This window comes from Rhodococcus marinonascens NBRC 14363, assembly GCF_001894885.1.
In the GTDB taxonomy this organism is placed as follows: domain Bacteria; phylum Actinomycetota; class Actinomycetes; order Mycobacteriales; family Mycobacteriaceae; genus Rhodococcus_F; species Rhodococcus_F marinonascens.
This window is the reverse complement of the sequence record NZ_BCXB01000041.1, coordinates 1-26,801: the sequence shown is the minus strand read 5'-3', so window position 1 is coordinate 26,801 and position 26,801 is coordinate 1. Positions and strand designations below refer to the sequence as shown.

General features: G+C 64.8%; 18 protein-coding genes and 2 pseudogenes. 8 read left to right on the top strand and 12 right to left on the bottom strand.

The window, feature by feature from the left end; all coding sequences use genetic code 11:
- Positions 1-5 precede the first annotated feature (5 nt).
- The 6 genes from RM2_RS20245 to RM2_RS20220 all read right to left on the bottom strand — a co-directional run bounded on the left by RM2_RS20245 (position 6) and on the right by RM2_RS20220 (position 14,520).
- A complete protein-coding gene (locus RM2_RS20245) occupies positions 6-9,344 on the bottom strand; it encodes a non-ribosomal peptide synthetase (protein ID WP_072691319.1) in 9,339 nt (3,112 codons plus the stop codon).
- A gap of 143 nt (positions 9,345-9,487) precedes the next feature.
- The gene (locus RM2_RS20240; RefSeq protein ID WP_072691314.1) at positions 9,488-11,056 is read right to left on the bottom strand and encodes an amino acid adenylation domain-containing protein; all 1,569 of its coding nucleotides are present in this window, start codon (positions 11,054-11,056) and stop codon (positions 9,488-9,490) included.
- Positions 11,053-12,123: an HAD-IIIC family phosphatase gene (locus RM2_RS20235; protein ID WP_072691313.1), complete on the bottom strand. Its 1,071-nt coding sequence runs from the start codon at positions 12,121-12,123 to the stop codon at positions 11,053-11,055. Before RM2_RS20235 ends, RM2_RS20240 begins: the two co-directional genes overlap by 4 nt.
- Complete coding sequence (locus tag RM2_RS20230) at positions 12,120-13,130, bottom strand: 3-oxoacyl-ACP synthase (protein WP_072691312.1); 1,011 nt, start codon at positions 13,128-13,130, stop codon at positions 12,120-12,122. Before RM2_RS20230 ends, RM2_RS20235 begins: the two co-directional genes overlap by 4 nt.
- Positions 13,127-14,224, bottom strand: coding sequence for an acyl-CoA dehydrogenase family protein (locus RM2_RS20225; RefSeq protein ID WP_072691311.1), 1,098 nt, complete (start codon positions 14,222-14,224; stop codon positions 13,127-13,129). The genes RM2_RS20230 and RM2_RS20225 overlap by 4 nt, the downstream gene beginning before the upstream one ends.
- The gene (locus RM2_RS20220) at positions 14,221-14,520 is read right to left on the bottom strand and encodes an acyl carrier protein (protein WP_072691310.1); all 300 of its coding nucleotides are present in this window, start codon (positions 14,518-14,520) and stop codon (positions 14,221-14,223) included. The genes RM2_RS20225 and RM2_RS20220 overlap by 4 nt, the downstream gene beginning before the upstream one ends.
- Before the next feature lie 163 nt (positions 14,521-14,683).
- Here RM2_RS20220 and RM2_RS20215 point away from each other — a divergent pair, with 163 nt between their 5' ends.
- The 5 genes and pseudogenes from RM2_RS20215 to RM2_RS20195 form a co-directional block, all read left to right on the top strand.
- The gene (locus RM2_RS20215) at positions 14,684-15,451 is read left to right on the top strand and encodes a sulfite exporter TauE/SafE family protein (protein WP_072691318.1); all 768 of its coding nucleotides are present in this window, start codon (positions 14,684-14,686) and stop codon (positions 15,449-15,451) included.
- A 92-nt stretch (positions 15,452-15,543) separates the two neighbouring features.
- Positions 15,544-16,317: an HAD-IIA family hydrolase gene (locus RM2_RS20210; protein WP_072691309.1), complete on the top strand. Its 774-nt coding sequence runs from the start codon at positions 15,544-15,546 to the stop codon at positions 16,315-16,317.
- 153 nt (positions 16,318-16,470) lie between these two features.
- A complete protein-coding gene (locus tag RM2_RS20205; protein WP_072691308.1) occupies positions 16,471-16,791 on the top strand; it encodes a hypothetical protein in 321 nt (106 codons plus the stop codon).
- Positions 16,733-17,303, top strand: a pseudogene (locus RM2_RS23595) (IS30 family transposase); the annotation flags it as partial. The gene RM2_RS20205 and the pseudogene RM2_RS23595, both read left to right, overlap by 59 nt.
- Positions 17,304-17,307: 4 nt before the next feature.
- Positions 17,308-17,622: pseudogene (locus RM2_RS20195) on the top strand (integrase core domain-containing protein); the annotation flags it as partial.
- A gap of 675 nt (positions 17,623-18,297) precedes the next feature.
- Here RM2_RS20195 and RM2_RS20185 read toward each other — a convergent pair.
- Both RM2_RS20185 and RM2_RS20180 read right to left on the bottom strand, forming a co-directional pair.
- Entirely contained in the window at positions 18,298-18,732 is a 435-nt protein-coding gene (locus RM2_RS20185; protein ID WP_245814061.1) for an LppA family lipoprotein, read from the bottom strand.
- A 102-nt stretch (positions 18,733-18,834) separates the two neighbouring features.
- Positions 18,835-20,526, bottom strand: coding sequence for an alpha/beta hydrolase (locus tag RM2_RS20180; RefSeq protein ID WP_072691306.1), 1,692 nt, complete (start codon positions 20,524-20,526; stop codon positions 18,835-18,837).
- Positions 20,527-20,597: 71 nt separating this feature from the next.
- On the opposite strand from RM2_RS20180, the gene RM2_RS20175 reads away from it, so the two are divergent.
- Complete coding sequence (locus RM2_RS20175) at positions 20,598-20,909, top strand: type VII secretion target (protein ID WP_072691305.1); 312 nt, start codon at positions 20,598-20,600, stop codon at positions 20,907-20,909.
- Here the strand turns inward: RM2_RS20175 and RM2_RS20170 are convergent.
- From RM2_RS20170 to RM2_RS20160, 3 genes are all read right to left on the bottom strand, one after another.
- A complete protein-coding gene (locus tag RM2_RS20170) occupies positions 20,906-22,135 on the bottom strand; it encodes an O-succinylhomoserine sulfhydrylase (RefSeq protein WP_084721908.1) in 1,230 nt (409 codons plus the stop codon). The genes RM2_RS20175 and RM2_RS20170 overlap by 4 nt on opposite strands.
- Positions 22,132-22,551 (bottom strand): rhodanese-like domain-containing protein, encoded by a 420-nt coding sequence (locus tag RM2_RS20165; RefSeq protein WP_072691317.1) that lies wholly within the window; start codon positions 22,549-22,551, stop codon positions 22,132-22,134. Before RM2_RS20165 ends, RM2_RS20170 begins: the two co-directional genes overlap by 4 nt.
- A gap of 68 nt (positions 22,552-22,619) precedes the next feature.
- Positions 22,620-23,066 carry an Rv0361 family membrane protein gene (locus RM2_RS20160; RefSeq protein ID WP_072691303.1) on the bottom strand — a complete coding sequence of 149 codons (447 nt, stop codon included), beginning with the start codon at positions 23,064-23,066 and terminating at the stop codon, positions 22,620-22,622.
- Positions 23,067-23,284: 218 nt separating this feature from the next.
- Between RM2_RS20160 and RM2_RS20155 the strand changes: the two genes are divergently transcribed.
- Positions 23,285-24,703 (top strand): FAD-dependent oxidoreductase, encoded by a 1,419-nt coding sequence (locus RM2_RS20155; RefSeq protein ID WP_072691302.1) that lies wholly within the window; start codon positions 23,285-23,287, stop codon positions 24,701-24,703.
- Between the two features lie 182 nt (positions 24,704-24,885).
- Positions 24,886-25,656 (top strand): amidohydrolase family protein, encoded by a 771-nt coding sequence (locus RM2_RS20150; protein WP_072691301.1) that lies wholly within the window; start codon positions 24,886-24,888, stop codon positions 25,654-25,656.
- A 711-nt stretch (positions 25,657-26,367) separates the two neighbouring features.
- Here the strand turns inward: RM2_RS20150 and RM2_RS20145 are convergent.
- Positions 26,368-26,628 carry a substrate-binding domain-containing protein gene (locus RM2_RS20145; RefSeq protein WP_281250432.1) on the bottom strand — a complete coding sequence of 87 codons (261 nt, stop codon included), beginning with the start codon at positions 26,626-26,628 and terminating at the stop codon, positions 26,368-26,370.
- Between the last annotated feature and the right edge of the window lie 173 nt (positions 26,629-26,801).

Sequence of the window (26,801 nt, the reverse complement as noted above, 5' to 3'; positions counted from 1 at the left end):
GGGGGTCAGAATTCGTAGGTCGCCGGCATGTTGGTTTCTGTCGTCGGGGCGGTGTCGGAGAGAGCATCGGCCTGAGCCGCGACAGTGACGAGGTCGAACAACTGGCCCACCCGCAGAATCCCGGGCCACCGCTCGTCGAGGCGCCGCTGCAATTCCACGACGCGATGCGAGTTGCCGCCGACGTCGAAGAATCCGTCGTCGCGGCCGAAGTCGTCGTGCCCCAGCACCGCCGCCCAGTACTCGGCGACCTTTCGCTGCAGCGGTGTCCAGCGTTTTCGCGATACTTCCGCCGGTTCGGCACCCGAGATCAGTGCGCGCAGGGCGCATTCGTCCACCTTGCCCTCGGTCGTTCGCGGAACCGCACCGAGTGCAAGAAACTGCTCGGGCACCTGACCGGAATCGAGCCGTTCAGCGCTGAACGCACGCAGGTCCTCCGCCATCGGAAGCACGGCCGCCGCGGCCGCCGGCACCCAGAAGGCGGCCACTCCGGCCGCGGTCGTGAGGACCACCGCTTCACGGACAGCAGGGTGGCTCGCCACGACGTCGGCGACCGACCGCACCGGCGAACCCCCGGCGGCGCCGACATCCAGTCCTCCGGAACGGGTCCACCGCGCGAGTTTGCCCGTCCGGACCATTCGCGATCCGGGGGCGCCGAACGGATTCGCCACGAACGTGTTGGCCACAGCCCGCGCCGACGTGGGCTCGTCCTGGGTATCGGTCACGTACACCGCACCCATGACACCTGCGGGTGCGGGACGCAACCGTCGATCGAGGACCACCGCCCCTGCGCCTGTGCTCCATTCTTGAAGTTGTGTCCGCTCGGCGGGAGCTAGGACGTCTAGGTCTGCGACCCTGACCTCCGGGTCGGTGGCGACGGCCTCCAGGATCCTGACGAACCGGTCGGCGAGAGCCGAGACCGTTTCCGCGTCGAAGAGATCGGTGGAGTAGATAAAACCTGCTGCCATACCACCCGGTGTCCCGGGCCGGTCGCACTGCGCCTCCAGAGTCAATTGGAGGTCGAAGAGCGACGTTGCGACTGCCGGTTCGAGCACTTCGACCTGCATTTGCGGAAGCACAAGGTTCGGATGCTCGGTGTTCCGGAGTTCGAGCAACACCTGAAACAGCGGTGTAAAAGCCTGGGACCGAATCGGGTTCAGTTCCTCGACCACACGCTCGAACGGAACGTCCGCGTGAGCATAGGCAGCAAGATCGGTTTCGCGGACCCGCGCGAGTAGATCAGCGAAGGTCCCCGACACCCGGGTCCGCAGCACGAGGGTGTTGACGAACATCCCCACCACGTCGTCGAGCACCGCTTCGCCACGACCCGCCACCGGCGAGCCGATCACCACGTCATCAGATCCGCCCGACCTGGACAGTAGTACCGCAAGCGCCGCGTGCACCACCATGAACACGGTGCACTGTCGCCTCCGTGCGAGTGCCACCACATTCCGATGCAGGTCCGCGTCGATCGAGAACGCCACCCGGTCCCCTGCTGCCGATTGGCGGGGCGGGCGATCCCGGTCTGCAGGCAACTCGGTCGCCGCGGGCACATCGGCGAGAACGGATCGCCAATAGTCGAGTTGCCGCGAGAGCAGCGAGTCCGAGTCGTCCTTGGAGCCGAGGAGCTCACGCTGCCACAGTGTGTAGTCGGCGTACTGGACCGGCAGCGGTTCCCAGCCCGGCGGACGCCCCTCGGATCGGGCCGTGTACGCAGACATCATGTCCCGAGCGAGCGGGGCCATCGAGAACCCGTCGGCGGCGATGTGGTGTAACACGACGACTAGGACGTACTCTTGCGTTCCGAGGTCGACCAGACGGGCCCGAATCGGGACCGCGGCCGCGACGTCGAACCCCTCGTACACCAGATCCGAAATCTGCTCAGGCAGAGTGTTCTCGGCCGGTATGTTCTGAGCCCGTGTCACGGCGAGTCCGGCGACGTGGTCGGCGCCGACGATCACCTGGGTGGGCCCTGAGGTGCTGTACGGATACCAGGTGCGGAGCGACTCATGCCGTTCCAATACATCCTCGAACGCGGATATCAGTGCGGCAACGTCGAGTTCACCCGACAACCGAATGATCATCGCGACGTTGTAAGCGGGCGAGGACGGGTCGATCTGATTGAGGAGCCACATCCGGTGCTGCGCCCCCGAGAGCGGCACCCGGTCCCTATGCGGCAGCGCCACCACCACCGCGGGCCGGGTCTCGCCGTCAGCGGCCGCCCGCGCTGCCCGGGCGGCCAGCGCCCGGACGGTCGAGGTCTCGAACACTTCCCGGACACCGATCGCCGTTCCGAGCGCGGCGTTGATCCGAGAAACCACCTGGGTCGCGGTCAGGGAGTTGCCACCGGATACAAAGAAGTCATCCTCGACGCCTACCGCGTCGATCCCGAGGACCTCAGCGAACACGTCGGCAACCACCGACTCGAACGGCGTGCTGGGGGCCCGGAAAATCTGGGGTGCAATCTCGGGTTCCGGCAGCGCCCGCCTGTCGACCTTTCCGTTGGCTCCGAGCGGCAACCGGTCCAGAACCGTCACCGAGGCCGGCACCATGAAGGGCGCCAGGACGGATCCGGCGAACCGTATCACTTCGGAGATGTCCAAGTGCACGCCCTCCTCTGCCGTCACGTACCCGGCGAGGGCTGACTCAGCGGCGGGCGTGCGGCGCACCACAATCACCGCCTGGGCGACTCCCGGGCAGCGGTTGAGTGCCGCCTCGATCTCCCCGGGCTCGACCCGCTGTCCGCGCAGTTTCACCTGGAAGTCGTTGCGGCCTGAGTACTCCAACCTTCCGTCCCTCGTCCAGCGCATCAGATCGCCCGTGCGGTACATGCACGAACCCGGGACGTCGAACGGGGTCGCCACGAACGCCGCGGCGGTCGATCCCGCACGCCCGTGGTAACCGCGCGCCACACCCTCCCCCAGCACATACAGCTCACCCACCACACCGACCGGAACCGGGCGCAACCAGGAGTCGAGAACGAGTTCGCGCACACCACGGATCGGGCGGCCGATCCGCACAGGATCCCCGGCTGATATCGGATCGCCGATGTTCGACATCACCGTGGTTTCGGTCGGCCCGTAACCGACGAGGAGAGTACGCCCGGATGCCCAGCGGTCCAGCAGCTTCGGAGGACAGCGTTCTCCACCGACGACGAGGCTGCGGAGGAGATTCAGGCCTCGCGGATCGACTGTCGCCAGGACCGCGGGGGTCGTGAAGGCGTGCGTGATCCGCTCCGCCGCCAGCAGGTCGGTCAGTGCGGCGCCGCCGTAAACCTCAGGTGGCGCGATCACCAGTCGCGCACCGACACCGAACGCCATGAGGTACTCCAACATCGTGGCGTCGAATCCCGGTGACGCGAGATTGAGGACTCGCGACGAACTGGTGGTGGCATACCGGATGCGCTGCTCGATCGTGAAGTTCTGCAGCCCTGCGTGCGGAATCACCACACCCTTCGGCGTTCCCGTAGACCCGGAGGTGTACATCAGATACGCCGGATGGCTCGGCCGCAGCGGCACGACCCGGTCATCGTCGGCGATCGGTCCAGAATCCCAACACCGCGACGGGTCAGGATTGTCGAGGAGTAGCCAATCCACCCCGTCAGGCATCCGCTCCCGCTGTTCAGAAACCGTCAATCCCACCACCGCCCCGGAATCGGCGATGATGTCGGCGATCCTCGCAGGCGGCAGGTTCGGATCCACCGGCACGAACGACGCACCCGACTTCGCCACGGCCCACACCGACACCACCAGTTCCACCGAACGGGCGAGTCCGATCGCCACCTGCTCTTCCGGTCCGACAGCGCGTCCGATCAAGACCCAGGCCACACGGTTCGACCACTCGTCGAGTTCTCGATACGACATCACCGCGTTGCCGTACGACAGCGCGACAGCGTACGGGTCGTAAGCGGCCGCGGCGGCGAAAATATCCGGCAGCAACGCGGTGGTGCCTGCGGGGTGCCCAGACACTGGAACCAGCACCGCTCGCTCGCCGCGGGCGAGTAGATCGAGTCGCCCCAGCGGCTCATCCGGGGCGGCCACCACTGCGTCGAGGACTCGCACGAACCGCTCGGAAAACTTCTGTACGGTCTCCGCATCGAAAATATCAGTGGCATAGATGAATCCCGCGATCACCCCGGCAGGGGAACCGTCCCTATGCCACTGTTCTGCCAGTGTCAGTTGCAGGTCAAAGGTGGAGATGGAGACACCTAGGTCGATCCCCTCCACCCGCAAGTTCGGCAGGACCGGAGTCGGCCGCTCGACGTCCCTGAATTCGAACAGCACCTGGAACAGCGGTGCGTGCGCGGTGGTGCGCGGAAGGTCCAGAGCCTCGACCACCCGCTCGAACGGAACCTCTGCGTGCGCGAACGCCTCCAGATCGCGGTCTCGCACGTCAGCTAGCAGGGTTGCGAACGAGTCGGAGCCCCGGACCGGTGTGCGGAGGGCAAGGGTGTTGACGAACATCCCCACGACATCGTCGAGCACGGCCTCACCCCGTCCTGCCACCGCCGATCCGACTACCACGTCGTCAGCGCCCGTCAAACGGGACACGAAAATCGCGAGCGCGGCGTGCGCCACCATAAAGACCGACGCATCATGTTGTCGCGCAAGGGATACCAATTTTCGGTGCAGCCGATCCTCGACAACGAAGGAGAGTCGCGCGCCGGCGAGGGAACGGTACTCGGGACGAGCACGATCCGTCGGCAGATCCGTCTCGACCGGCGCATCGGCGAGCGTGGAACGCCAGTATCGGAGTTGCCGCGACATCAACGAGCCGGGATCGTTCTCCGATCCGAGGAGCGCCCGTTGCCAAAGGGTGTAGTCGGCGTACTGAACAGGCAGCGGTGCCCATTCCGGCGCGTGCCCTCGCACCCGGGCCGTGTACGCGGCCGTCACGTCTCGGGCAAGCGGAGCCAGCGACAACGCGTCCGCCGCGATGTGATGGACCACCAGGGCCAGCACGTGTTCGAGCGGTCCGACCTCGAACAGGTGCGTCCGCAGCGGAACCTGTGTCGTCACCTCGAAGCCCCCCGCCAGCGCCGCCTCGAGTCCGTCCCGTAGGCCGGTCTCCCCCGATACCACCACCGCGCGGAGGTCGGGCACAGCTTCGGCCGCCGGTATCACCGACTGCACGGGCGTGTCTCCTTGCATCGGGAACACCGTCCGCAGCGTCTCGTGCCGGTCCGCTACGTCCATCAGGGCCGCACGCAATGCCGCGACGTCCAAGGGACCGTGCATCCGGAAAGCTGCCGCGATGTTGTAGGCGGGGGACGTCGTGTCGAACTGATCGAGGAACCACATCCGAGTCTGTGCCGCAGACACCGGTACCGGCCCGGAGCGGTCGGTGGCCACCAGTGGCGGCCGATTCGTCGGATCCGCATGGCCCACGAGAGTCGCCAATGAGCGCACTGACTTGGTGTTGAAGATGTCGCGCACACCGACGCTCGCGCCGAGCACAACATGGATTCGGGCCACCACCTTCGCGGCGATGAGTGAGTTGCCTCCGAGCGCGAAGAAGTCGTCGTCGACACCGACCGCGGGCATATCGAGCAACGACGCGAAAATCTCCGCAAGCGCCTCCTCAACGGGCGTACTCGGGGTCGCAAACTCCGCGCGGGGATCCATCACCGGCGCAGGGAGTGCAGCCCGGTCCAGTTTGCCGTTGACGGTGAGCGGCAACCGGTCCAGTACCGTCACCGACGCCGGAACCATGTACGAGGGCAAGGCTGTTCCCGCAACATCCAGCACCGTCCCCGCATCGACGAACGCGCCCGGGCCGGGCACCACGTAACCGGCCAGTGTGGGGCCTGTCACCGAATCCCGGCGCATCGTCACGACCGCATGCTCTACCCCGTCGCATCGGCCGAGTACCGACTCCACTTCGCCCAACTCGATCCGGAATCCGCGGATCTCGACCTGCAGGTCGTCCCGGCCGAGGTACTCGAGACGCCCGTCGCGCCGCCACCGGACGACGTCCCCGGTGCGATACATCCGCGCCCCCGACGTGCCCGCGACGAAGCGGGACGCCGTCAACCCGGCGCGCCCGCGATAACCGCGCGCCAACTGTGGTCCCGCTATGTACAGTTCGCCCGCAACACCCACCGGCACCGGATGCAGCCGCGGATCCAGCACCGACACACGGAATCCGGGAATCGATTGCCCGATCACGCTCGTCCAGGCTGCGGCCGCGAGAGAGCGGTCGAGCGGAATGTGGCTGACGTGCACCGTCGTTTCGGTGATGCCGTACATGTTCACCAGCGCCGGCAAGTTCTCGTCGTACCGCGCGTACCACCGTTCGAGTTGCGCGAGGTCGAGTGCCTCACCGCCGAGCATGACGTACCGCAGCGGGAGCGGATCGGAGTCGTCTTCCGCGACCGCAGCCTCGGTCAATTGAGAGAAGGCGGCCGGGGTCTGACTCAGCATCGTCACCCGTTCCCTGCGCAGCAGTTCGAGAAACGCCTTCGGCGACCTGCTGACGTCGAAGTCGACGACAACGAGAGTTCCGCCGTGCAGCAACGCGCCCCACAGTTCCCAGACCGAGAAGTCGAAGGCCGGTGAGTGGAACATCGTCCACACGTCGTCGTCCCTGAAACAGAACAGTTCCCGAGTGTTCGTGAAGAGAGCTACCACGTTCCGGTGCGAGACCGCAACACCCTTCGGCCGCCCCGTCGATCCCGAGGTGTAGACCACGTACGCCAGTGAGTCGGGGTCGATCGGCGCCCTTTCCTCGTCGGTCAGCTGTTCCCCCGAGATGCCGTCGAGGTCGAAGCCTCCGGACTCGAGAAGTACGGAATCGAGAAGTACGACTGGAACGTCCGACTGCGGCAATGCCGACACGGTCTCCAGTGTGGCCATAACTTCCAGGGTGGCCACCACGCACACCGGGCGGGCGTCGTCGAGCACGAACGCCGCCCGGGCACCCGGGTGATCCACGTCGATCGGCAGATAACCTGCCCCGGCACCGGTGACTGCGACGAGCGCGACGACCAGCGCGGCCGACCGGGGCACCGCAACCGCCACCACCGACTCCGCACCCACACCCAGCGAGAGGAGATGCCGGGCAAGGCGGTCCGAACGGCGCTCCAGCTCTCGGTAACTCAGGCGCTCGTCACCGAACACAACCGCGACGGCATCGGGGCACCGTGCGGCCCGCGCGGCAAACAGTTCGGGCAATGTGGCGTCGGCGAGGGTCGCGGACGCGGTCGGCGCCTGTCGCAGAGCCTGCTCGGACGGCTCGCGCAGGTCGATGTCTCCGACAACGACCGACGGGTCCGCAAAGGCGGCCTCGGCAATCCTCACGAAGCGGCGCGCAAATCCCTCGACAGTCTCGGCGTCGAACAGGTCTGCGGCATAGGTGAATCGGACGTTCACTCCGGCCGCGGCGCCCTGGTTGTGCCGCTCGAACACCGTGACTCGTAAATCGAGGTCGCCGATCGGTGGTGGAGTCCCGGAGCTACCGGAATCCACGCCGGGTCCGGAGAGTTCGAGCAGCACTTGGAACAGTGGTGCGTGCGATGCGGACCGAGGCGAGTCGAGCGCGTCCACGATTTGTTCGACCGGCACGCCGCGGTGGGCCCACGCCTCCGCGTCCGCGTCCCGCACCGCATCGACGAATTCGCTGAATCGGTCGGCGCCGTGGACGCGTGTCCGCAACACCACCACCTCGGGATCTGCGGTGGCGTCCACCTTCGAAGGCACGGTGGCGTCCACCTTCGAAGGCACGGTGGCGTCCACCTTCGAAGGCACGGTGGCGTCCACCTTCGAAGGCACAGCGGCGCCGACAACAATATCGTCGGCACGCGCCGACCGTGACAGCATCAACGCCAGTACCGCGTGCGTCACGGTGAGGACGTCGGTCCGATGTTCTTCGGCGAGCCACACCAGTCCGTGATGGCTGTCCGCATCGAGTTCGACCTGCACCGCGGCGCCGAGGTGGGATGGCCGCGCCGGTCGGGGTCGGTCGGCGGGCAGTTCCATGAGTGGTGGCGCATCCGCGAGTGCGCGCGTCCAGAAGGCGAGTCGGGCCGTGTCCTCGTGGATGGCCGACATCACGGCGTCTGCGTCGGCAACGAGGAACTCACCGAGCAGTTCGACGAACCGGCGGTGATGCTCGCGGACCTCGTCGGCGTCGTAGCGGTTCGGATTGGCCAGAAAGTGTACGAAAGTTTGGGTCGGCGTGCCGCTCTGATACACGTTGACCAGCAGATCCTCAACCGGTCCGGAGGTGACGATGTGATACTCGCCTGTGAGCGGGCCGAGAGCGAGTTCCTGGTGGAAGAGCATCACGTTGATCATCGGTCCCGACAGCGCTTCGGCCTTGGCGAAGCCCGCGTCCCGCCGGATGTCGCCGAGGCCGAAACGCTGGTGCCGCAGCACAGCCAGCAGGCCCAGGTGCACCCGCTCGACCAGTCCGCCGACTGTATCTCCAGATCGGATCTGCACCGGAAGCGGTACGACGCCTGCCATCATCCCGCCCGAGCGCCGCGCAACCGCCGTCGTCCTCGCCGACACCGGGATCTGCACCAGCACGTCCGGACGTCCGGTCATCCTCGACAGGTAGCAGGCGAACCCCGCGATGATCTTCGCCGAACCGAGGTGCTGAGCGCCGGCGAGTGCTCGCGTGACCGAATCTGGCAGCGGCGCTGCAACATCGGTACTGGCGGCAACCGCGGGCGCGATCCTTCGGGCCAGGCTCGTTCCGGGTCCGAGCCCGGCGACCTGCTCGGCCCAGAACTGCCGGTCCGCAGCGAAACGGCTCGACGCCCGGTATTGCTGATCGGCGTCGTACAGAAGCCGGGGGTCTGCTGCCCGGTTCTGCGGCAGATCCCGGTCGTACGTTACTGCGGAATATCGGGCCGCGGCACGGTTGAGCATCGTCATCGCACCGTAGCCATCCAGCGCGATATGGTGAATCTTGCTGTACCACAAGAAGTATTCGTCGCCAATTCGGAGGATCGAGGACTCGGCGAGTCGGTCGCGGGTCAGGTCCAGCGATGTGTCGCGGTCTGTCCGCATCCACTGATGAGCGGCATTCACGGGATCGGCGTCGCCGCGGAGGTCCACCAACCCTATCGAGTGGTCTGTGGAGGAGTCGACGATCTGAAACGGCTGGCCGTCCCTCTCGATCAGCCGAAGAAACAGCGATCCGAACTCGTCGGCGGTGTCCACGATCGCTCGACGAAGAAGATCGACATCCAGGTCACCGCGCAACTCCACGTAGTGCGCGATACACAGCGGCACATCCGGGGACAGTTGCTGAGCCAGCCAGGTGTCGTACTGCGCCGAGGACAGAGGGAACGGCGATTCGGAAAGAGCCGTGGCACAGGGGTGCTGGTCACCCGAGCCCAGTGAACCACGTTGTTCGGTCGCAATCTCATCCACGAGACAGCCCCCTTCCCGTCCGGGAGCGACCACACCACACAGCGAGACCATTTGTCCGTCAGCCCCGCTATGCAATCGAAACCCGAGATTGCCTTCAAACCTGCAGACTGTCAACATTGACCACCCTCTCCCGGCAACAGTCCACGCAACGCCACCTCGTCCACCTTGCTGCTCGGTGCGAGCGGAAGCGCGCCCAATGCGAGGAAGCTATCCGGCACGGCCTGGGCGGTGAGCCGCTCGGAGCAATGGGTGATCAGATCTCCGGTGGTGGGCAGTATCGTCACCGCCGAAGCGGGAACCCAGAATGCGGTCAAGACGGTCTCCCCATGGGCGTTGGCGGTCGCCAGTACCGCGGCCTGGTGAATCGCGGGGTGGCTCTCCAGGGCGGCCTCGACCGCATGCCTCTCGACTCGGGCCCCCCGCACCTTCACTTGGCCGTCGATCCGTCCGCAGAATTCGATGTCGCCGTGCGGGTCCACGCGTGTGAGGTCACCCGTGTGGTACATCCGCGCGCCCGACTGCTTCGCGAACGGGTCAGCGACGAATCGGGCGGCCGTGGCTGCCGGGCGGGACGCGTAGCCCTCGGTTATCTGCGGACCGCCTACATACAGATCACCGACCGTTCCGTTCGGCACCGGCACCAGTTCCGCATCGAGGACGTACGCCGTGGTCGACCCCAGTGGTCGGCCGATCGGCGCGATCGATGCGGGTACCTCGCGCACCGAGTGGGCGAGGCAACTGACAGTGGTCTCGGTCGGACCGTATTCGTTCCGCAGCGCAATCCCGGGAAGCACGGCGCGGTGCTGTTCGACCAGGGTTCCCGGAAGCGCTTCGCCTGCGAGCGTCACCAACCTCAGATGCGCGCGCAGCTGTGCGAGATGGGGCAGCAACAACCGGTAGAACGAGGGCGTCGCAACCAGATGCGTCGTCTGCCACTTCTGCGCGAGTTCAACAACGGCGCGGGCGTCCATCAGTTCACCGGAGCCCGGTAGCACACTCGTGCCGCCGGTGCAGAGCGTCCAGATCATCTTCAGCAGGGATCCGTCCCAGGTGAATCGGAACGCGGAGAACGCAACAAGGTTGCCCTCCTCGTAGTCGTAGCTTCGGCCGGCGACCATGCCGGCGAGATTGGCCCTGCTGGCGACGACGGCCTTCGGGATACCCGTCGACCCTGACGTGGTGATCACGTATGCGGGAGTGGCGGCAGGCACGGTCTCGGGAAGAGTCGCGGTTCCGTCTGCAGCGGCTGGGTGGTCGACGTCCAGGTCGTGCAGCATCGGAAGGCGGCGAGCGCTATCGGCCAGCGCGCGAACCGACTCCGCCGACGTCGCGGGATCGGAGGACCCGAAGATGATTGCACCGCAATCGACGTCGCCGAGCAACGTCCTGAGTTGCCCCACCGGATGTCCCGGTTCGATCACGCACCACGCGGCACCCACTCTCAGCGCTGCGATCATCCCCACCAACGTCCGGACGCTCTGCCGCTGATGGATCAGCACCACTTGCCCCGGCCGGACTCCCCCGGAACGGAGCTGCCGGTCGAGTTCCGCACTCTCCGAATCTAGTTCGCGGTACGTCAACGACCGATCTCCGACGACGATCGCGATCCGGTCGGGAATTCGACTGCACTGACGAAGAATCTCGGGCATCACTCCGCCACGCGAGAGCACATCCGTCATGACAATGTGTCTTTCGGTGTCATTGCGTCTTCCGAGCGAATCTCGACGTGACTGGCGCTCGGCGCCGCCCCGCGGCGAACGTCACTGCACATCAACACTGTCCGAGCGGGGTTCGAGTCGACGACCTCGAAACCGGAGAACCGCAGTGTCACCATCATGACGCGGTTGACCTCGGTCGGCACGAACTCCGCGAGGGCCCGCTTCCCCCGCCCCTGCGCCCGGTCGACGACATGTTGGATGAGGGCCGTCCCGACCCCGCGAGACATCACCCTGCACGACATCAACAGCAGTTGGAGGACGGAGTCTTCACCGGTTATCTCCGACACCGCGAGTCCGATCGTGCCGTAGCCGCCGAACCGGTCGGCGAGCGATGCGACGAGCACCTCGTGCTCGTCCGAGGCGCAGAGCCTTCGCAGTTCGTCGATGTCGAACGTCCTTCCCGTCGTGTTGAGTTGGTGCGAACGCACGGTCAGTTCGTGGGCACGTTCCAAGTCGTCCTCGTTCGCGGCGCGGACAGTCATGATCAACTCGAGCGAGGCCATGAATTCCGAGTTCGAACCCTCGAACTCCTGCTCGTCGAACTGCCGGGTCCGCTCTGCGCGGTACAGCGCCCTTCGCTGCCTCGACTCTTCGGTGATCGAGGCAGGCGTCAACTCTGGAAGGTCGGGGAAGGTAGCGATCTGCTCAGCCGGGTAGCAGCGCACCCGGGGCAGCGCGCCGGACACCTCGGCAAGCTCGAAGGGATCGTTGTCGACGAAGGCGATGGTGTCGAGGCCGAGGTTCAGTCTGTCCGCGATCCGGCGCACCGCCTCCGATTTCGGGCCCCAACCCACGTCGATGGCACTGAACATTTCCTCGATGCCGTGGGTTCGCAGATGCGCTGCGGCAGGCTCGAACTCCCCTCTACTCGCCACTGCGTGCAGGATGCCACGCTGGTCGAGCACTTCTAGTGCCCGCAGGGCCTCCGGTTTCGGCACCGGCGCATCCTGTTCGAGAACGACTCCGTCCCAAATGGTGTCGTCCAGATCCCAGACCACGCACTTCACCGTCTGATCCATAACGATCACTCACCGCCCCGGGGCGCGTCCGGCAGTCTGCGGAGCAGTGCACTGCTCCACGCCGCGACCGGACTGCTGTTCATGACCAGTACGTGGTCGCCCGGCGCCTGGGCACCCGCCGCGCGTTCCAGATTCAATGCAATGTCGACGGATCCGAGATGGCCGAACCGGGCCAGATTGCCTCGGCAGACGGGATCGATCGTGACGTCGAGCGCCTCCCCCCAGAAGGCGAACGCACCGACCGACAGGTTCTGCATCAGGAAGGCGCTGAGTGCGCCCTGTTCCAGTCCGTTCCGTGCGAGAAGTTCTGCGTTGATCTCCGTGAACCGCTTGCGGCTCTCGACGGCGAGACGAAACGAGTATGTGGGCTCGTCGGCGCATTCCTCCACCCAATCCGCTGCGCGGACATCGCGGTAGTCGATGCGGAACAGATCGGAGTACCTCCCGTCGCTGCGGACCGTCTGGTCGACGATCTCGTACAGTCCGGTCCCCGACCTCGTCAGCAGCACCGCGGCCGCACCGTCACCCAACAACGTCATTGGTGACCGGTACCGCGATCGGGTCGGACTCTTCGCGGCGGCGACGACGAGGACGTTGTGACATCGGGGGTCACCCCGGAGCAACGCAGCGGCAAAAGTGAACGCCGCCGAGATCGAGACGCACCCCAGGTCGCCCACCGTGCTGGTAAACGCGCGACTCGCGCCGAGTTTCCGTTGTAGCCGAGTCGCCTCGGAGGCGAGTAGATACTGCGGAACCCGACCCTCGACGAGCAGCAGGGCGTCGAGTTGCGTCGCATCGATACCCGACTTCCGGAGCGCCTCGGCGGCGGCGGCGTGGGCCAGATCCACCTCGGAGTGCCCCTCGCCGATCCGCACTGTGTCGATACCCAGGGACAGCGCGTGCTCACGCTGCGCGATCGGCAGTTCGTCGAGTTCCTGCAGGCTCGCAACCTTCGCTTCGTCGCCGGGGAACCAGAGCGCGACGGATTCGATCGTGACCGGCCGGTCACCGGTCATCGTGCTCCTCCCCCCAAGACGTAGTCACCGATCTGGAGTTCCGCGACTTCAGTCGCCCCCTCGATGATCTGCATGACCTTGGCGTCGCGGAAGAATCGGCCCACCCGACTGTCCGATGCGCATCCCGCGGCACCGAGCACCTGGACTGCCTGCTGACTCACCGAGGCCGCAACCCGGGATGCGGCGAACTTCGCGGCCACGGTCGCGAAGATGGCGGCGGGCTCGCGGGCGTCGCGTTGTTCCGCGGCACGTTCGCACAGGGCACGAGCGCCCGCCGCGTCGACCCAACTGCGCCCGAGGATCGCTCGGACGCCATCGTATTCGGATAGCACGGCGCTGCCCTGCACCCGTGTGGAGGCGTGTGCGACGGCGTCGCCGAGGCACGCTCGCGACATTCCGACGCAACCCCACGCGATGGTGTACCGGCCGTGGTCCAGGGCGGTGCTGACGACGTGGGACAGTCCGAATCCCGGCGGGGCGATCAGGTGACCCGCTGGGACGACGACCCCGTCCAGGTCGATGTGGGCGAGCCTGGCACCACGCATGCCGAGCTGTCCGTGGATGGGCTCGACGCAGACTCCGGGCGAGTTGGTCTCGACGAGGGCAGTCGTCAGCCCGGCCGGCGACCGGCCCAGCACGAGCAGCACGTCCGCCACCTCGCCGAAGGTGACCCACAGCTTCCGACCCGAAATCCGGTGATCCGAACCGTGTGCCTCGAACCTGGTACTCACCGAGGCGAGATCGCTCCCGGCGCCCGTTTCGGTGGCAGCGAACCCAGCGAGCAGTTCACCGGTCGCGAGGGCGGGCAGCCATTGGGCCCGTTGCTCCGCCGTGCCCCACCGATCGACGGCGGCATTGACCAATCCCTGGACGGTGAGCAACGAACGCAATGACGTGCAGACGGCCCCGAGCCTCTCCGCGACCGAGCCGAGTTCTGCGGCAGTGAGGCCGAGACCGCGATCATCCTTCGACCGGTCCAGACCAAGGATCCCTGCCTGCGCGGCGGCCCCGATGACATCGACCGGCAACCCCGACTCGTCCCAGGCGGCGGCATCAGCCTCGGCGGAGGCGACCAGAGTATCGACACCGATCACTGCACCTCTCCCTCCGGCGCAGGAGACTTCTCGCCCCGCTTTCTTCGTATGAACCCGGCCACCCGTGCCGCGGTACGGAAGTTGTCGAGGTCCAGGTCTTCCACCTCGACAACGACACCATGAGTCCCCTCGATGTACGTGACGATCTCCAGTGCCCGCAACGAGCTGACCAATCCGAGCGTGAAGTAGTCATCGTCGGGGCCGAGGTCCGTGGAGGTGATCGAACTCAGGTACTGCCGTAACTGCTCGATCAGCCCATCATGAAACCCGGGCACAGGTGCTTCTGCTGTGTCCATTCGGATGGGATGCCCAATCGAGCCAATTTTCAATCATCGCGATTTCCGGAACCGGGCACTCGAACGGCCACCTCAATCGTGGACCGCGCAGGCGCAGCCCCTACTCGCGACACCGGTCGGACTTGACACCCGTCTGCCGTCGGGTCCTTGTAGCGTCGCCTCGGTGACATCAATCGAAGCCATCACGATCCTCGTGGCCGGTGTGGGCGCCGGCGCGATCAACGCCGTCGTCGGCAGCGGGACTCTCATCACCTTCCCCACCCTGGTGGCGTTCGGCTTCCCCCCGGTGACCGCCACGATGTCGAACGCGATCGGCTTGGTGGCCGGTGGGGTATCCAGCACCTGGGGATACCGGCGGGAGTTGGTGGGCCAGGGACCGCGGCTGCGATGGCAGATCCCGGCGTCGCTGGGAGGTGCGATTCTCGGTTCGTGGCTTCTGCTGCATCTACCCGACACGGTGTTCGAACTGGTGGTGCCGGTGCTGTTGTTCCTCGCCCTGATTCTGGTGGTGCTGCAGCCGAAGATCCAGGCATGGGCCAAGCGGCGCGGCAGTCACGAGGCCGACCTGAGCACGACGCGCCTGATCGTGCTGACTGGCGGCACGTTCGCCGTGGGCGTCTACGGCGGCTACTTCACGGCAGCACAGGGAATCTTGCTTTTGGGGGTCATGGGCGCGATCCTGCCCGAGAGCATTCAGCGGATGAACGGCGCGAAGAACCTGCTCGCGCTGATCGTCAACATCGTGGCCGCGACCGCCTACACGCTGGTCGCCTTCGATCGAATCAGTTGGGCTGCGGCTGGCCTCATCGCGGTCGGCTCACTGTTCGGCGGTGTCCTCGGCGCCCACTACGGCCGCCGACTGTCACCGAAGGCCCTCCGAGGAACCATAGTGGTCGTCGGCCTCATCGGCCTCTGGCGACTGCTCGGATAGTCGCGCCGACGCTGAGTACTACTCCCAGCTGGGTACTCCTCCATACTGAATGGGTGAGCACAGACGCAGAGCAGCCAGGCTGGACCTACCTGATGGACATGGACGGCGTCCTCGTCCACGAAGAACATCTCATACCCGGAGCCGACTCATTCCTGGCCGAGCTCCGGGAAGCCGGCACCCCTTTCATGGTCCTGACGAACAATTCGATCAGAACGCCACGCGACCTTCGCGCACGCCTGCTCCGCACCGGCCTCGACATCCCCGAAGAATCGATCTGGACCTCCGCACTGGCCACCGCGACGTTCCTGGCGAATCAGCGACCGGGCGGCAGCGCCTACGTCGTCGGTGAGTCGGGACTCACCACCGCACTGCACGACATCGGGTATGTACTGACCGATAACGATCCCGACTACGTCGTCCTCGGCGAAACCCGTACCTATTCTTTCGAGGCCATCACCACCGCAATTCGCTTAGTGGAGAAAGGCGCCCGCTTTATTGCCACCAACCCCGACCCCACCGGTCCATCGCGAGACGGTTCGCTTCCCGCGACGGGATCCGTTGCGGCACTGATCAGCAGGGCCACGGGGCGCGACCCGTACTACGTGGGCAAGCCGAATGCACTGATGATGCGGTCGGCTCTGCGAGCCATCGGCGCACACTCCGAGAACACACTGATGATCGGCGACCGCATGGATACCGACATCGTCTGCGGACTCGAAGCCGGACTCCAGACCATCCTCGTCCTGACCGGGATCTCGACGCGGGACTCGGTGGAGTTGTTTCCCTACCGCCCCACGGCTGTCCTGAAATCAGTTGCCGATCTCGTCGGCCGCACGGCGGATCCCTTCAGCCAAGCAAACATCTGAAGTCGCCTACCTGACGTCGTCGCAGAACTGAATTCCGCGATCGGCGAGGTCTCCCCTTCGTCTCGAAGCAAGGCACCGTAACGAAATCCGCGTCGCGTCCAAAATAGTGGCCACAGACGTCCTACGACATGCACAATTACGGGTGGGAGAACAGTGTCCGGTATCAGAAGGTACACCGCCACACTGGCAGCGACGGTGATCGTATTCGGGCTGGTAATCACGGGGGAAACGGCCGCAACCGCGGACCCGATCTCCGACCTGAGCGCCGCGGCAGTCGAGGCGCTCCGCAATCTGGGTGTCCCGATTCCCGGTCAGACTTCACTCCCGTTTCCGGGAGTCCGCTATCAGGACGATATCGCCGTCGATCACGGAGATGTCTACGTGATCGACGGCCGCACGGAGACGGTGCTGAAGTTGGCGGTCGGCGAATCCCAGCCAATCACCATGCCTTTCGGAGATCGACTTCCCCGATGATGAGTCCATGCGCATCAGCCACGAGGCGATCTACCAATCGTTGTTCATCGAGGGCAGGGGCGCGCTGAAGCGGGAGCTGGTTGCATGCCTGCGCACCGGCCGTGCGTTGCGGGTTCCCCGAGCGCGGTCGCAGAACAAGCCGCAAGGTCATGTCACCGGGGATGTCGTCCTCTCGGAGCGCCCCGCCGAAGCCGCCGATCGCGCCGTCCCGGGGCATTGGGAAGGAACTCTCCGGACATGTTCAGTTGGCCCTCGATACCGGCACGAGAGTGTTCTTCGCCGACCCGCACTCGCCCTGGCAACGACCGACGAACGAGAACACGAACGGCTTTTTGCGCCAGCACTTTCCGAAGGGAACCGATCTGTCCAGGTGGTCCGCAGACGACCTCGAAGCCGTCGCCTTGGTGATCAACAATCGGCCTCGCAAGATACTCGGCTGGCGGACTCCGGCTGAGGTCTTCGAGGAACAACTACGCTCGTTGCAACAGCCCGGTGTTGCATCGACAGGTTGAACCCGCCCAGTACACGTCGGTGGCATTCACCGAGCGGCTCGTCGAGGCGGGCATCGACGCCTCGGTCGGGACGACCGGGGACAGTTACGACAACGCTCTCGCTGAGACGATCAACGGTCTCTACAAGACCGAGTTGATAAAGACACGGGGACCGTGGCGGACCGTTGACCAGGTCGAAGTTGCCACACTCGAGTGGGTCGATTGGTTCAATCACCGACGGCTCTACGGGCACTGCGACGACCTACCACCGGTCGAGTACGAGGCCCTCCACTACCGTGATCACCGAACTCAGCAGATCGCTGAGTTCTCAAGCCAGTAGGTCTCCGGAATTTCCGGGGCGGTTCAATATCGGACGTGGAATGCGGCTTTTCTAGCAAAACCAAAAACGTGCACCGCTCCAGGGCGTGGGTCGAGGGATACCCGGGGCGCTGCCCCCGGACCCTGGCAAACCTCGCCCGCTCACTTTTCCGACCGGACTCGCACAAACGACAGGCTCGTCGACAACACTGTCCGACACACATACCTCCAGTTCATTGCCATCCGCGCCCTCCTGGCTGGAGATAAATTCAGGGAGGGAAATGGGGTTTCCATGACAGGATTGAGTACCGGCGGGTGTACGACGCCAACGCGCTGAGTTCGCCCACCACGAAATTCGTAACGGTGGGAGAGTTCCCACCGGACACTTTCTACGTTCTGAATACCTCCGGCGTTCGCACTATTGTGGCAAACCCGCACGAGGTTCACTACAAGGAATCCATGGTGCCGCAGACAAAATTCGATATTCTGCCATACAACTTCAACAAGAGCCCGCTCGTCCAACTACCAGGCGGCGGACCGAGTGTCGGTCTCGCCTTCGTGTCAGGCTCCTCGAGCTCGTGAAGTAGCTTCTTGCGCAACGAGTATTGCCCCTCACATCGAATGGAGTGAGGGGCAATACTCATTGCTCGCGCGAAGGGCTGCCTCGCTACGGAAGCCGAACGCGTGTCGAGGCTCCTCACGGGTAGCGGCAACCGGTGATCCCCCTGATCGACGCCGCCTTGAAAGTGCCGAAGGTAATTCGGTTTCCATCGGCACGAAAGAACGTCAGATCGTGGTGACCGGCTTGGTCGACATGCACGTCGAGTTGATCCATTCCAGCCTCGGTCGCGATCGCACGCGCCTCGTCGAGCACCGCCCGCCAGTCGGAATCATCGATCGGCACGTCCGAAAGCAATGCCTGCGTGGTGATCGACAACCCGTCCGTGGAGGCGTAAGGCCCCGGACAACCACCTCCTTGGCTCCGCTCACGGTGCCATCGGAATTGCACGGCGGGGGCGATTCCTGTGGCGGCCTCGCCGATCCGCACCACAGCATCGGTGACCAGCCGTTCGCTGTCCGCGAGCGACGGCCATGCCCGAATCTCGTCCGCCGCCTCCGCGCTCCTCGTCACTGAAGTTGTACGGATTCTCCATCACGCCACCACATCCACTCGTCAGGACCACCACGCCGATCACCGCGCCAACCACCGTCCAACCCCCCCGGCCCCAGGCCATCACCGCACCGCCAGTTCCGGCAAACCCGCGACAATCACGGCCATGTTGTACCCCGACGTCCGCAGCTCACCGTTGCGGCTGGGCCGGGGATACTCACTGTGCCCATTGGCATCCTCCCGAATCACACCGTCCGAGGTTGTCGCCTCTCGCACCGAAAGTTGCTCGAGCTTGGTCTGGACCGGGTCCGGACCCAGCCTGCCGAATCCGTCGGCCGCCGTGATCGGGTCGTCGGGTGCCCGCATGACGAACCCGTGCCCCTGCTCCAGCCCGAGATCGGGTTCGTCGTTCGCGTTGATTCCCGGTGATCCGTAGAACACCGCATGGTTGACCGGCTGCCCCGGTCCGGGGTCTTGCAGCGCCAAGGCTTGTGTGTATGAACCGTAGGAATGCCCGAGCGCGGTGATGTGCGGATCGGGTTTCACCGAGGCCGCGTCGATCCCCTCGTAAAACGACGCGAGCTTCGGCGCGCCGGCTGTGGCCCGGTCAGACTGCCAGGAGTCGATCAGCCACCCGCGGCCCAGATTCTGTTCGGTGAACGGCAAGTCGTAGTTGCCGGGCCCGGAAGTGGTGGGCGGCTGATACCCCAACCAGGCGATCGTCGCCACCGTTTCGTTTCCGCGGCCAACCTTGTCCAGCTGTTTCTCGGCCTCCGCCTTCAATGCTTTTCCCTCGTCGGTCATGCCCCCGAGGGAGGAGATCGTGGTGTTGATGCCCGGGGTGGTGACGGACACATGGTCGGCGGTGTCGGGATCACCCAAGGCGAACGCGGCCATCCCACGTTCTCCGGATTTCAGATCGAGCAACATCAGCTTGCCGTCCGGGTAGTCACTCACGAGTTTCTCGAGATCGTCGAGGTCCTTCAACTTCTGCTCGACATACCACAGCTCGGCGTCCTCGTCGGCGAACGCTCCACCGAACATGTTGTCATCCAAGTCTGCTCGAAGCCGGTCTCGTTCAGCCTCCAACCTCGTTCGCTCGTCGTCGAACTGGTTCAAGTTGGCCTCGTGCCGCACCCCCGCCGGAATGCCGTCGCGATTGCCGACCCACTCGGGATGCTGCCCGATCACCTCGCGCCGCTGCTGTTCCGGGATCGCTTCCCAGTATTCACGGTTGTCGAGCGGGGAGCTGTTCTGTGGGGGCGCGGGCGCCGACAGGTGCCCTTGCCGCTCGGAGTCCACATCGGCGGAACCGCCGGCATCGATCTCGCCGCTCGCCGCCTTCCTCAGGACACCAGCCGCATCGGCGTCGACGTCTTCGGCCTGCAGGATCAACGCCCTCGCGGCGGCTCGAAGCTCACTACGCAACCGCTCGTGTTCGGCGGCCGACTCATCCTCCACCGACAGTCCGGGCAGGTCGGCGATTTCCCCATTGTCCTCGACAGTCATCCCGCCACCGGCGGCCGACTCCCTGACGCCGTTGAGTTCCTTCTTCAGGTGCGCGACGGCGCCGAGGGTCTCGCCTGCTGCTTGTTTCACCGCTCCGATCGCGGAGGCTTCATCGGTCAGATCATCTGCGGTCACCTGGAATTGCCTGCGCGCCGCCTCGGCGGACTCGCCTTTCCATCCCGGCAACCGGCCGATATCGGTGAGACGTTCCCGCACACCCTCGATCGTGCTCAGCCGCCTTGCCAACAACTGTTCTACTTGCTCGAGCGCCGCGGTGTCCCACTGTGCGATGTCGTTCAGATCCACAATCCCCCCCCGGGAAGCCTGCTCTGTCCGCGTAGCCTAGCGGACATTACACCGAACACGAAGGGCTGAAGATGAGCGACTCGATCGAGGTCGATACCGCCTCGCTGCGGACGGCATCCATGCAGCTGGACGCGCTGGTCGACGACGCGTCCGCGAAGCTGACCGCCACGGACAGGGACATCTCCGACTCCGGCACGGCGTGGAAGCACACCTCAGCCACCGCGTTCGGCGAGTTCGCCTCATACCTGGACGATCGGCGGGAGAGGTTGCAGCGAAACATCTTCGAGCTATCCAGCAACCTGGACGAAGCCGCACTTCGCTACGACACCCAGGACCGGACCACCGCCGGTGCCGCCGACTCACCAACGAGCCTCAATCTCTAGCTTCTACCGAGCGCCTGCTCCAAGTCCGACAGGAGATCTACGGTGTCCTCGAGACCCACGGACAACCGAACGACACCATCGGTGATGCCCACTGCCGCACGACCTTCCGGCCCCATCGCCCGATGGGTAGTGGTGGCCGGATGCGTGACGAGCGACTTGGAGTCGCCAAGGTTGTTGGAAATGTTGACCAACCGCAGCGCGTCGAGAAGTTCGAACGCCCGCTTCTTCGCTTCGTTCTCCGATGCGTTCAACGCGAACGTGACAACGGTGCCGCCGCCACTCATCTGCCTCTTGGCGAGTTCGTGCTGTGGGTGCGATTCGAGGTACGGGTACTTGACCCAGTCGACGACGGAATGGCCTTCCAGGAAGTGTGCGATCTCGAGCGCGGAGGCGACGGAATGACGCACCCGGATCGGCATCGTCTCGAGGCCCTTAAGGAGCGCCCACGCATTGAACGGGCTCAGCGCAGGCCCGGTGTGGCGCATGAGTTCCTGCACCGGGCCCTCGATGTATTCCTTCGATCCGAGGATCGCCCCGCCGAGTACTCGACCCTGACCGTCGATGTGCTTCGTGCCGGAATACACGACGACGTCGGCACCCAATTCCAGACTGCGCTGCAGCAGCGGAGTTGCGAATACGTTGTCCAACACGACCTTTGCACCTGCCGCGTGTGCGAGTTCGACAACCCGCTCGACATCGACGAGAGTTTGCATCGGGTTCGACGGCGTCTCGAAGAACACGGCCGTCGTCGGCTCGGAGAGCGCTTCCTCCCACTGGGAAAGGTCCTCGCCGTCGACGAACACCGTCTCGATACCCCAGCGAGGCAGGATCTCGTTACACACCACGAAGCAAGAGCCGAAGAGGCTGCGAGCAGCGACCAGGCGGTCACCGGCCTTCAGGAGTGCGCCGAGTGCGGTGAACACCGCGGACATGCCACTGGCAGTGCCGAAGCACGCCTCGGCGCCCTCGATCAGGCGCAACCGCTCCTCGAACATCTTCACAGTAGGGTTGCCGTACCGCGAGTAGACGAAATGGTCGAGGTCACCGGTGAACGACGCCTCGGCCGCTCCTGCACTCTCGAATACGAAGCCTGAGTTCAGGAAGATCGCTTCGGACGTCTCCTCGAAACCGGATCGCAGCGTTCCGCCGCGCACGCTGATCGTGCCCTGGCCGATGCCGTCCGGCAGCGCCTTCTCAAATGCGCCACCTGGGGGAATTGCACTCACCACTGCCTCCACGGCAGGCCCAGCGCCCGCCAACCTGCCGCCCCACGATGACCTTCGGCATCCAAGGCGCCTTCGAAACCGTCGAGCACGTTGTACGACGGGCCGATGCCCGCTGCCGTCGCGGCTTCCGCCGCACCGATGGACCGCTGACCGGACCGACAAAGGAATATCACCGGGGCGTCCGCGCCGCCAGCAACCCCCGCTTCCTTCAACTGGTCCACGAAGTTGTCGTTCCGGGTGCCCGCCGGGTAGCTGACCCATTCGATCAGCAACGTCTGCCGCCCGAGCGAGGAAATGTCGGGGACACCGACGTATTTCCACTCGGCGTCCGTCCGCACGTCTACCAGTACGGCGTCGGGATTCTCGCGGAGCAGCTCCCAGGCGCGCTCCGGCTCAATGTCGCCTGAGTAACTCACCATGTCAGAGTGCCACAGCTTTCGTCGGGATTCCCTTTTCGGGGTCGGGGTGCCCTTTTCGGGTGAGTTCAATCACATATCAGCCAGTTGCCGTCGGCCCGCGTCAACTGCCACGTATCCGTCGTCTCGCCCTCTGCGTCGTCGGCACTGATCCGGACCACGGCGCGAGCCCGGTCGCCGTTGACCTCCGACGACTCCACCTGCTGCAGCGTTATCTCACCTTCCCTGCCCGCGAGCACCGACCGTTCGTCAGACCAGGACGTACAGACGAGCGTCGCTTGCAGATCGGCATCGCCGTGGTTGTGCGTCTGGATGAAGTCTGCGACGGACCGGTTGATGCGGTCCGCTTCCGTGACGTTCTGGTCAGCCGGCGAGAGCCAACTCGACACGATGATGCCGACCAGGACGACGACGATGATCGCGGCGGCGGCAATGAACGGCGTCGCCGTCGTGTGCTGGGAATCCACCGGATCGCCGTCCCCCGCGTGCTCAGGCGATTCGCTCGTATCAGACATGACTTTCCCCTCAATATCAGCGCGGCCTCGAGTGTACCGATCAGCCCTTACAAATATGATTTGTGACCTCACAACGTCGAGGCGGCTACCCACTGTGGACGCACGTCCCGACAATCAGACTCACTCCTAGCCAGCCGGACCCTCGGCCACCTGATTAGGATGGGCTTAATTTAAGCTGAGGTTTCGTTGTCCGCCCATCAGAAGGTAGTTCCCTCCAGATGACTGATCAGACACGTCCGGATTCTGCGCCCACCCAGGCCCGCCCGCTGCGCGTAGCCATCGTGGGTGCCGGCCCCGCCGGCATCTACGCTGCCGACGCACTCATGAAATCCGATGCCGCGTCTGACGGCGGGATCAGCATCGACCTCTTCGAGCGGATGCCCGCACCCTTCGGCCTGATCCGGTACGGCGTCGCCCCCGACCACCCGCGCATCAAGGGCATCGTCACGGCCCTGCACAAGGTGCTCGACAAACCGCACGTGCGCCTGCTCGGCAACATCGACTACGGCGGTGACGTCACCCTCGATGACCTGCACAGATTCTACGACGCCGTGATCTTCTCCACCGGCGCCAACGCCGACCGTACCCTCAACATCCCGGGCATCGAACTCGACGGAAGCTATGGCGCCGCCGACTTCGTCTCCTGGTACGACGGCCACCCCGACGTACCTCGCGACTGGCCCCTCGGGGCCGAGAAGGTTGCCGTCCTCGGGGTCGGCAACGTGGCCCTCGACGTTGCCCGAGTGCTGGCCAAGACCGGTGACGAACTGCTCCCGACAGACATCCCCGCCAACGTCTACGAGGGCCTCAAGGCAAACAAGGCCCTGGAAGTCCACGTTTTCGGCCGCCGCGGTCCGGCCCAAGCCAAGTTCACCCCCCTCGAACTGCGCGAACTCGACCACTCCCCGACGATCGAGGTCATCGTCGACCCTGAGGACATCGACTACGACGAGGGTTCGGAGCAGGCCCGTCGCAACTCCAAGCAGATCGACATGGTCGCCAACACCCTGCAGGACTGGGCCATCCGCGACGTCGGCAACCGTCCGCACAAGCTGTTCCTGCACTTCTTCGAGTCACCCACCGAGATGTTCGGCCAGGACGGCAAGGTCGTTGGACTGCGCACCGAACGCACCCAACTCGACGGAACCGGCAACGTCAAGGGCACCGGCAGGTTCAACGACTGGGACGTCCAGGCCGTCTACCGGGCGGTGGGCTACCTGTCGCAGAACATCGCGAAGCTTCCGTTCGACGAGCAGGCGGGCACTGTCCCCAACGAGGCGGGACGCGTCATCGTCGACGACACCGCCGAGGGCACCGACCGATTCATGCCCGCCACCTACGTCACCGGCTGGATCAAGCGAGGCCCCGTCGGCTTGATCGGCCACACCAAGGGCGACGCCAACGAGACCGTCGCGAACCTGCTCGAGGACCGGCCAGGATTTGCCGAGCCCGCCGACCCCGAGGAAGACGCGATCATCGACTTCCTCGAGGGAAAGCAGATTCCCTACACCACCTGGCAGGGCTGGTACCGCCTCGATGCCCACGAGCGCAGTCTGGGCGAGCCGGAGGGTCGTGAGCGGATCAAGGTCGTCGAGCGCGAAGACATGCTCAAGGCCAGCCAGCCTGGCCAGGCCTGAGCACCTGAATCAGCGCGAAGGGAGCTTCGTGTGGAGGAGGTTTCCTTCGCCGATTCAGGCGGGACGCGCCGACAGGGCGCGCGATACTGTGAGCAGGTCCTTGACGAGTTCGCGTCGCCGGGATCCGCAGGCTACCGCTCGACAGCCGCCGCCAGGTCTTCCCACAAGGCAGGATATGAATCGTGTTTGACGCCCACGTTCACATCATTGATCCTCGGTTTCCGGTGTTCGAGAACCATGGGTATCTGCCAGAGCACTACACCATCGCCGACTACCGCGCGCGCATGGAGGGCCTCGGAGTGGAGGGCCTCGTAGTAGATGGAGGAGCCGTGGTCACGGCCTCATACCAGGGCGCCGACCACAACTATCTGCTGGCGGCGCTGAAAGAATTGGGTCCCGGCTGGGTGGGCGTCACGCAACTCGAGCCCGATGCCACGGACCAGAACATACTCGACCTGGACCGCGCCGGAGTACGGGCCGTCCGGTTCAACCTTCGTCGCACCGCGACCGATCTGAGACTTCTTACCCAGCAGGCCCTGCGGGCTTACGAACTGGCCGGGTGGCACGCCGAGTTCTACGTGGACGCAACGCTGCTGCTGTCACTCGAGCCGGTGTTCGCCAAGCTGCCCGCTGTCTGTATCGACCACCTCGGAATGTCGACCCGGGGCTTGCCGTACCTGCTCGATCTCGTCGATCGGGGTGCCCGGGTGAAGGCCACCGGATTCGGCCGGACCACCATCGAGAATGTCGGCGGCGTACTGCGCCAGATCCACGCCGTCAATCCTGAGGCCCTGATGTTCGGCACTGATCTTCCGGGCAGTCGTTCCCGAAGAGTGTTCCAGGACAATGACATCGACATCATTGCGGATGCCGTAGGCACAGGCTTCACGGCGGTCATGGGCGGGAACGCTCGACGGTGGTATCGCTGCGAAGCCGATGCCGGAGCCCGGTAGCTACTCGGGCGTTGCTGACGTCTTTCGTTATACGGTCCACCACCCTTCGCACCATCTGACCTGCCATGCCGGCGGCCACACCGCCCGTTCACAGACCCTGTCGTAAAATCCTGGCCCTGGCCGACGCTCTTCGAGTAGTTCCTCCTCGAATAGTCCGTCATCTAGGTCGTCATCGCGCAATCTGTCTCCAGGTCCATCACTTAAACTGCCGATCCCACCACCAAAACGACCACTCCTGTCACCAAAACGGTCGCTCGTACCACCGAAACGATCGCTCCTGTCACCAAAACGGTCGCTCGTGCCACCAATACGGTCACCGCCATCAACGTTCGAGCCGACCGTGTACTCGACGTCACTCGCGCTTACCGAGTCCCCGTACCCCGCCGTCGAAGATTCGGACGCGTTCGCACTCCCATAGCCGCTCAGGACAAGCGCGAGGGCGGTGCACGGAGCCAGAATCCACTTTGCCTTGTTCATGATTCATCCCCCTTTCGGAGGGCAAAAATGTCCGCCTACCTCTATGGTCTCAGGTTTCGGACACCCACGAAAGGTCACGGAAGGGCAATCGAAACGAGCCGCTTCCCACGCCGCCGCCGGCGGGAATGCCCGATCACAGTTCCCGAAACAACTGCGAACGAATAACAGTGGTACGCAACAGAATCAGCACCCAGTCATGCACAAACCACCTACGGTCGCGCCGTATCCGCCCACCTACGCCGAATTCGAACGCCTCGTCGACTCGCGGAGAACGATCCTCGGCGAGGTCGGAATGTGGATATCTGTGGGCATGTGGCCTTGAAGTCGATCGACAACGGCATCGACGGCCGCGGCGCCGAGTTCGATCAACGGCATGGCAATCGTGGTCAGGGGTAGATCCAAATAGTCGGCGAGCGGAAGGTCGTCGTAGGCGATGATCGACATGCCCCGCGGTATCTGGAGGCCTAACTGACGGATTGCGTGCATCGCTCCCACCGCCCGGACGGACGTTGAGCGTGGGGTCGTTGTTAAGAACTCGTGATGCTCCGACTACGTCAACGGCACCGTTCTTCCAGTCGACGGCGGCTGGCTCGGTCGGTAAGATTCCCACTCAGCGCCGGTGACATCAGCTTCGAGGACCACATCATGACCGAACTCCACGCTTCCAG

Coding starts and splice junctions, on each gene's coding strand:
- RM2_RS20240 (WP_072691314.1), bottom strand. CDS start 11,056: ATGACGGATGTGCTCTCGCGTGGCGGAGTGATGCCCGAGATTCTTCGT.
- RM2_RS20230 (WP_072691312.1), bottom strand. CDS start 13,130: ATGACCGGTGACCGGCCGGTCACGATCGAATCCGTCGCGCTCTGGTTC.
- RM2_RS20220 (WP_072691310.1), bottom strand. CDS start 14,520: ATGGACACAGCAGAAGCACCTGTGCCCGGGTTTCATGATGGGCTGATC.
- RM2_RS20210 (WP_072691309.1), top strand. CDS start 15,544: ATGGACATGGACGGCGTCCTCGTCCACGAAGAACATCTCATACCCGGA.
- RM2_RS20175 (WP_072691305.1), top strand. CDS start 20,598: ATGAGCGACTCGATCGAGGTCGATACCGCCTCGCTGCGGACGGCATCC.
- RM2_RS20160 (WP_072691303.1), bottom strand. CDS start 23,066: ATGTCTGATACGAGCGAATCGCCTGAGCACGCGGGGGACGGCGATCCG.
- RM2_RS20155 (WP_072691302.1), top strand. CDS start 23,285: ATGACTGATCAGACACGTCCGGATTCTGCGCCCACCCAGGCCCGCCCG.